Origin of the sequence: Elioraea rosea (assembly GCF_007644105.1) — a bacterium.
GTDB classification, from domain to species: domain Bacteria; phylum Pseudomonadota; class Alphaproteobacteria; order Acetobacterales; family Acetobacteraceae; genus Elioraea_A; species Elioraea_A rosea.
Window position 1 is genome coordinate 74,476 of the sequence record NZ_VFAC01000019.1, and the last position, 6,608, is coordinate 81,083.

Annotated in this window: 6 protein-coding genes; 2 read left to right on the forward strand and 4 right to left on the reverse strand. The window is 70.4% G+C overall.

What is annotated here, in order from left to right:
• Positions 1–7: 7 nt before the first annotated feature.
• Positions 8–385 (reverse strand): hypothetical protein, encoded by a 378-nt coding sequence (locus FIF60_RS12995; RefSeq protein WP_144186511.1) that lies wholly within the window; start codon positions 383–385, stop codon positions 8–10.
• Positions 386–585: 200 nt separating this feature from the next.
• On the opposite strand from FIF60_RS12995, the gene FIF60_RS13000 reads away from it, so the two are divergent.
• Both FIF60_RS13000 and FIF60_RS13005 read left to right on the forward strand, forming a co-directional pair.
• Complete coding sequence (locus FIF60_RS13000) at positions 586–1,752, forward strand: efflux RND transporter periplasmic adaptor subunit (RefSeq protein WP_144186512.1); 1,167 nt, start codon at positions 586–588, stop codon at positions 1,750–1,752.
• A 10-nt stretch (positions 1,753–1,762) separates the two neighbouring features.
• Entirely contained in the window at positions 1,763–4,951 is a 3,189-nt protein-coding gene (locus FIF60_RS13005; protein ID WP_144186513.1) for an efflux RND transporter permease subunit, read from the forward strand.
• Here the strand turns inward: FIF60_RS13005 and FIF60_RS13010 are convergent.
• The 3 genes from FIF60_RS13010 to FIF60_RS21605 form a co-directional block, all read right to left on the reverse strand.
• On the reverse strand, positions 4,948–5,148 hold the full coding sequence (locus FIF60_RS13010; protein ID WP_144186514.1) for a hypothetical protein: 201 nt from the start codon (positions 5,146–5,148) through the stop codon (positions 4,948–4,950). The two genes, FIF60_RS13005 and FIF60_RS13010, sit on opposite strands and share 4 nt — an antisense overlap.
• 96 nt (positions 5,149–5,244) lie before the next feature.
• On the reverse strand, positions 5,245–6,072 hold the full coding sequence (locus FIF60_RS13015) for a S49 family peptidase (protein ID WP_144186515.1): 828 nt from the start codon (positions 6,070–6,072) through the stop codon (positions 5,245–5,247).
• 31 nt (positions 6,073–6,103) lie between these two features.
• A partial coding sequence (locus FIF60_RS21605; protein ID WP_204251191.1) for a hypothetical protein occupies positions 6,104–6,608 on the reverse strand: 505 nt, incomplete at its 5' end.

Consider the following 6,608-nt stretch of genomic DNA (forward strand, 5'->3'; position numbering starts at 1 on the left):
CTGGCGCTCAGCCCGGTCCCGGCCGCCCTTCGCCCTGCCGCGCCTCTGCGAGGGCAGGAATCGGGCAGTCGGGCCGACCGCAGCCGTCATGCGCTGTCTCGGGCACGTAGGCCTGGCAGACGGGGCACTCGATCATCTCCTCCGCATCGGCTGCGGACGCCTCGCGCTCCAGCGCACTCGCCTGCTCGGACGCAGCCATTGCCTCCGAGGGTGCGTCAGTGGCGAAGGTGTCGGCAGCCGGCGCCTCGGCCAAGGGCGGCGCGACCGGCTCCTTGTCGTTCGCCGGGGTCACGGCAGCGCCGCCTGAGGCGTTCTGCTGTGTCACCATCCTGTAGAGATACCAGACGCCGGCCAGCACGAGGCCGAGCAGAAGGATGCGGATCACGGGGGTGGGTCCTCGGTTGCGCGGCGGTTCTAGGGCCGCAGGCGCGGTGGGGCAAGCAAAGCCGCGCGGGCAGCACGCTGTAATGCCACTGCAACATACGATCTGCTATTGCTGCACAGCAGCATCGGGTCTTGCCAAAAATCAAGGTCCACCGACCTGCTGCAACAGCCCACCCCGCTCGTGCGGACGGAGTCCCTCGCATGGCTCGCCCCCTCCTGCTCGCCCCCGCCGCCACGCTGGCCGCGGTCCTGCTTGCCGCCGCCCCGGCTGCGGCGCAGATGCCGCCACCGCCCGTGACGGTCGCAACGCCGCTTGCCCGGACCATCACCGAATGGGACGAGCACACCGGCCGGTTCGAGGCGTTGGAAATGGTGGATGTGCGGGCCCGGGTGTCGGGCTTCATCGAGGCCATCCACTTCCGCGACGGCGACATCGTCTCGCCGGGCGACCTCCTCTTCACGATCGACCAGCGTCCCTTCCAGATCGCCGTCGAGATCGCCGAGGCGGAGGTGACGCGCACCCGCGCCCTGGTGCAGCTCGCCCAGAGCGAGGTCGAGCGCGCCATCCCGCTCGTGCAGACGCGCACCCTGCCGCAGCGCGAGCTCGACACGCGCCAGGCGCAGCTCCGCCAGTCCTTCGCCGGCCTGCAATCGGCCCAGGCCAATCTCCGCAACGCCCAGCTCAACCTCGAATGGACGGAGGTGCGCGCCCCGCTCGCCGGGCGGATCAGCGACCGGCGCGTCGATGTCGGCAACCTGATCACCGGCGGCACGACCGGCGCGCAGGCGACGCTTCTGACCACGATCGTCCGCACCGACCCGATCCACTTCACCTTCGACGTCTCCGAGGCCGACTACCTGAAGTACTCGCGTCTCGCCCGCGAGGGCTCGCGCCCCTCCGGCCGCGACAGCATGCTGCCCGTGCGCGTGCGCCTGTCCGACGAGACGAGCTACACGCGCGAAGGCCGGCTCGACTTCGTCGACAACGTCGTGAACCCACGCTCGGGAACGATGCGCGGCCGTGCGGTGTTCGACAACGCCGACAGCTTCCTGACACCGGGCCTGTTCGGCCGGCTGCGCCTCTTCGCGGGCGAAGGGGAGGCGCTGCTCGTGCCCGATTCCGCCATCGCCGCCGACCAGGCGCGCAAGATCCTCCTCGTCGTGGGCGCCAACGACACGGTCGAGCCACGGGTCGTCACGCCAGGGCCGATCGTCGATGGCCTGCGCGTGATCCGCTCCGGCCTCCGCGTCGATGACAGGGTGATCATCAACGGCCAGGCCAACCCCTTCGTCCGACCCGGCGCGCGCGTCACGCCGCAGCCAGGCGAGATCACCGCCGCGGCTGCGCAACAGGCCGGCGGGGGCTGAGGCTTCTCCGATGCGCCTCTCCCGCTTCTTCATCGACCACCCGATCTTCGCGACCGTCCTGTCGGTCCTGCTGACGATCGTCGGCGCGATCTCCTATCGCGCGCTCCCGGTTGCCGAATATCCCGAGATCGCGCCGCCGACCGTGACGGTCGCCGCCACCTATCCCGGCGCGTCGGCGACCGTGATCGCGGAGACCGTCGCGACCCCGATCGAGCAGGAGATCAACGGCGTCGACGGGATGCTCTACATCGTCTCGCAGTCGACCGGGGACGGGCGTGTCTCGATCAACGTCGTGTTCCGACCCGGAACGAACATCGACCAGGCCCAGGTGCTCGTGCAGAACCGCCTCGCGGTCGCCGAGGCGCGGCTGCCGGAGGAGGTGCGCCGCCTCGGCGTGACCGTGCGCAAGGCCTCGCCCGACCTGATGATGGTCATCCACATGACGAGCCCCGACGGCTCGCGGGACGAGCAGTACGTCTCGAACTACGCCACCCTCTACGTGAAGGACGTGCTCGCCCGCATCGACGGCGTGGGCGACGTGCAGGTGTTCGGCTCGCGCGAGTACGCGATGCGCATCTGGCTCGACCCCGCGAAGGTGGCCGCGCGCGACATGACGGCGGGCGAGGTGGTCAACGCCATCCGCGCGGCGAACGTCCAGGTCGCAGCCGGGTCGATCAACCAGCCGCCCGCCATCTCGCCCTCGGCCTTCGAGATCAGTGTCCAGGCGCTGGGGCGACTGTCGGAGCCCGAGCAGTTCGCCGACATCGTCATCCGCACCGACCGCGAGCGCGGCACGGTGACGCGGCTGCGCGACGTCGCACGGATCGAGCTCGGCGCCCAGGACTACACGGTCAATTCATACCTGAACAACCGGCCGGCGACGGCCATCGTCATCTTCCAGCGGCCCGGCTCGAACGCGCTCGCGACCTCCGATGCGGTGCTGCAGGCCGTCGAGAATCTCTCACGCGACTTCCCGGCAGGCGTCGGGTACTCGGTCGTGTACAACCCGACGGTCTTCATCCAGCAATCGATCGACGCGGTGATCGTCACCTTCCTCGAGGCGATCGCGCTCGTCGTCCTGGTGGTGATCCTGTTCCTGCAGAGCTGGCGCGCGGCGATCATCCCGATCGTCGCTATCCCCGTCTCGATCATCGGCACCTTCGCCTTCCTCGCGGCGTTCGGCATCAGCTTCAACACGCTGTCGCTGTTCGGCCTCGTGCTCGCCATCGGCATCGTCGTGGACGATGCGATCGTCGTCGTCGAGAATGTCGAGCGCTACCTCGCCGAAGGCTTCTCTCCGCGCGAGGCCGCCTACAAGACGATGGACGAGGTGGGTGGTGCGCTCATCGCCATCGCGCTGGTTCTCGCCGCCGTGTTCATCCCCACCGCCTTCATCGCCGGGCTGCAGGGCTCGTTCTACCGCCAGTTCGCGGTGACGATCGCCGTCTCGACGGCGATCTCCTGCTTCGTCTCGCTCACCCTCTCGCCGGCCATGGCCGCGCTGCTGCTGAAGCCGCACACGCATGAGGCGCCGCGCGGCATCGCGGGCGTGCTCGGCGCGCCGTTCCGCCTCTTCTTCCGCGGCTTCAACCGTGCCTTCGAGGGCATGGCGCGCGGCTATGCGGGGCTGACGCGCAGGCTCGTGCGGCTCGGCGCGATCGTTCTCGTGGTCTATGCCGGGCTGCTCGGGCTCACCTATTTCCGCCTCGTCGAGACGCCGACGGGGCTGATCCCGCCGCTCGACCGCGGCTACTTCATCGCAGCCTTCCAGCTTCCGCCCGGCAGCTCGCTCGCGCGCACAGACGAGGTGGTGCGCCGCGCCTCGGACATGATCCTCGAGACGCCGGGCGTGCAGTCCTCCGTCGCCTTCGTCGGCTTCGACGGCGCGACCTTCACCAATGCGCCGAACACCGGCGTTGTGTTCGTCACCCTCAAGAGCTTCGAGGATCGGCAGGCGGAGGGGCTGACGGCGGAGGACATCCTCGCCACCCTGAGGCAGAGGATGTTCGGCATCCAGGAAGCCTTCATCCTGGTGATCGAGCCGCCTTCCGTTCCCGGCATCGGCACGGGCGGCGGCCTCAAGCTCTACGTGCAGGACCGCGCGGGTCGCGGCTATCCAGCGCTCGAAGGCGCGACCTGGGCGATGGCCGGGAGTGCCGCACAGACCCCGGGCTTCGCGCAGGCCTTCACCCTCTTCAACACGCGAAGCCCGCAGGTCTTCGCCGACATCGACCGCACCAAGGCCGAGATGCTCGGGGTGCCGATCGAACGGGTGTTCGAGGCCCTTTCGATCTACAACGGCTCTGCCTTCGTCAACGACTTCAACATCCTCGGCCGCATCTACAGGGTGACCGCGCAGGCGGACAATCCGTTCCGCCTCGGCATCAGCGACGTGGCCAACCTGCGCACGCGCAACGACACCGGGGAGATGGTGCCGATCGGCTCCGTCGCGACCTTCAGCGACACGACGGGCCCATACCGCGTCACCCGCTACAACCTCTATCCGGCGGCGGAGGTTCAGGTCGCGCTCGTGCCCGGCTTCTCGACAGGACAGGGGATCGAGGCGATCGAGCAGCTCGCGCGCGAGCGGCTTCCCCCCGGCTTCGGCTTCGAGTGGACCGAGATCGCGCTACAGGAGAAGCTCGCGGGCAACACCGCGATCCTCGCCTTCGGCCTCGCCGTCGTGTTCGTGTTCCTGCTCCTCGCCGCGCTCTACGAGAGCTGGACGCTGCCTCTCGCGGTGGTTCTGATCGTGCCGATGTGCATCCTCGCCGCGATGGTCGGCGTGAACTTCCGCGGGCTCGACCGCAACATCCTCGTCGAGATCGGGCTCGTCGTGCTCGTCGGGCTTGCGGCGAAGAACGCGATCCTGATCGTCGAGTTCGCCAAGCAGGCGGAGGAGCGCGGGCTGTCGCGGCGCGACGCGGCGGTCGAGGCCGCGCGCACGAGGCTCAGGCCGATCCTGATGACCTCGCTGGCCTTCATCCTCGGCGTGGTGCCGCTGGTCATCGCAGAGGGGGCGGGGGCGGAGATGCGCCAGAGCCTCGGCACGGCGGTGTTCGCCGGCATGCTCGGCGTCACGGCGTTCGGACTGATTTTCACGCCGGTGTTCTACGTGGTGTGCTCGTGGCTCGGCAGCCGGCGAAGGCAGGCACCGCCGACTGCGGCGGCGCAGGGCGGAGGGAGTGCGAGCGCCTAGTCCTGGGTCGTCAGGGTCAGGAACATCAGCACGACATAGACCGCCGGCATCACCGCGAGTGCGACGAACAGCGCCATGCTGGGTACGGCGCAGGCATCAGACATCAGCATCCAGGCCGCCGCCCCGGCCGCGCCGACGATGATGACGAGGCCGATCAACCAGGGCAGAAGGCGGTCGCGAGCTGCGGCCTCGGGCACGGTGCGGTCCTCCGCTCGGCCGGTTCCCCCGGCTCGATGGCGCAGACTACGCCCACCGCCTCCCGCAACCCTTGATCTGCCGCAAGCGCGGCCGGCTCAGAGCCCGTACCGCGCGAAGGCGATCCGTTCCGCCACCGTATCCGCCGCCGCAGTGGCGAGCGTATCCGCGCCCGGCACGAAGCGCGCCCACCACGGCCGGCGCGGCCCGCCGAACACCGCGAAGCGCACCTTCTCGCCATGCCTCTGCCGCATCGTCGTGCGCAGCTCGCCGATGCCGTCCGCGAGGCCGAGCTCGACGGCGCGCCGGCCCGTCCAGAACTCGCCGGTGAAGAGCTGCTCCTCCGGCGCCTTCAGCCTCTGCCCGCGGCGAAGGCGCACCCACGCCTTGAAGCTCTGGTGGATGTCCTGCTGCACGGCGCGGAGCCTCGCGACATCCTCCTCGCGCTCCGGCCCGAACGGGTCGAGCAGCGACTTGCGCTCGCCCGAGGTATAAAGCCGCCGCTCGATGCCCAGGCGGGTCATCGCCCGGCCGAAGCCGAAGCCCGCGCTGATCACTCCGATCGAGCCGAGGATCGAGCTCTCGTCGCAGAAGATCTCGTCGCCAGCGCAGGCGAGCCAGTAGCCGCCCGAGGCGCCCACATCCTGCACGAAGCTGGTGACGGGAAGCTTCTTCTCCTCGGCCATCGCCCGGATGCGCCCGGCGATCAGGCTCGACTGCACGGGCGATCCGCCTGGGCTGTTGATCGCGAGCGCGACGCCCGCGAGCCGCCGCACGGCGAAGGCGCGCCCGATCGCCCCGGCCATGCCTTCGAGCGAGAGCGAGCCGGCGCGGAAGCCCGAAGGCGGCGCGATGAGGCCGGCGAGGCGGATCACCGCGACGGTGGGGGCGCGGGAGAGGAAGGCGGGGACGATGCTCTGTGCCATGGCGACATAGATGCCGGCGCGGCGCGGCGCATCAAGCGCGCCGTCGCCAGGCGAGCGCGGGAAACAGGGCGAACCAGAGCGCGAGCAGGCACCAGGAAGGTGGCCCGCCGCGAAGGGCGAGCACCAGTGCGCCACCCGCCAGCGCCGCGGCAAGCGCTGCCCCCTCGAGGCTTCCTCCGCCGCGCGGGAAGCCTTCGGCGAGCGCGCGCAGCCCGAGCGCCACGGCCGGCACGGCGAAGGCGGCAAGTGGCGCCGAGGCAGGCGGCGAAACCGCATGGGCGAGCGTCAGCGCCGCGGCGGCGAGCATGAACAGGTTCACGAGGTCGCCCTGGCCGGCGGCGAGCCAGCCACCCTCGGGGGCGCGCAAGCGTAGCAGCCTCACGAGCGTTCCAGCCGTCTGGCTGAGGCTGCGCATCCTCGGCACGGGGAGCCCGCGCGCAGAGAGCCAGGCGCGGCGGGCCGCGAGGAGGGCAAGCGCCGCCTGCGCGGCGAGCGCGACAGGGGGCGCAGCGGCGGCAACGGCGGCGCCGAGGGCG

Bases quoted from the DNA above. Each gene is read 5' to 3' on its own strand.
- FIF60_RS13000 (WP_144186512.1), top strand. From the start codon at position 586: ATGGCTCGCCCCCTCCTGCTCGCCCCCGCCGCCACGCTGGCCGCGGTC.
- FIF60_RS13005 (WP_144186513.1), top strand. From the start codon at position 1,763: ATGCGCCTCTCCCGCTTCTTCATCGACCACCCGATCTTCGCGACCGTC.
- FIF60_RS13015 (WP_144186515.1), bottom strand. From the start codon at position 6,072: ATGGCACAGAGCATCGTCCCCGCCTTCCTCTCCCGCGCCCCCACCGTC.